At 44.9% G+C, this 457-nt stretch carries 1 protein-coding gene; it reads left to right on the top strand.

Annotated elements, in window-relative coordinates:
• Positions 1–340 (top strand): ATP-binding cassette domain-containing protein (locus RMT89_RS41120; RefSeq protein WP_315888863.1); only part of this gene is annotated, 340 nt, incomplete at its 5' end.
• Between the last annotated feature and the right edge of the window lie 117 nt (positions 341–457).

Here is a 457-nt window from a genome sequence, read left to right on the forward strand (position 1 = left end):
TTTGCCGGAGCAACTTTCTGGTGGACAAAAACAACGGGTAGCCTTGGCTCGATGTTTTGTACAATCTCATCCGATTTGGTTATTGGATGAACCGTTTTCGGCGCTCGACCCGTTATTGCGTGAAGAAATGCTGCAATTAGTTAAATCATTAGCTAAAGCACGATCGGTCACGATTTTGATGGTAACTCATCATCACAACGATGCGAAAATGATCGCCAGTGATTTTGCGTTTTTAGCTCAAGGTGAAGTTCAGGTAACCGGCGAGATTGAACAACTGCATGAGCAGAATATCCACCCATTATTTAGCGAATTTGTCCGTGCAGGAAGTCATCGTCACTAATTGGTGACGAGTAATGGTCAGCGGTGATCTTGCACCATTTGGCCTTCAATCCCTTAGCTGGTTGAGGTGATTGAAGGCGAATGGCTTTATGTTGGCAGCTGAGAAGTCTAGCTATCT

Origin of the sequence: Streptomyces sp. P17, assembly GCF_032436805.1 — a bacterium.
In the GTDB taxonomy this organism is placed as follows: domain Bacteria; phylum Actinomycetota; class Actinomycetes; order Streptomycetales; family Streptomycetaceae; genus Streptomyces.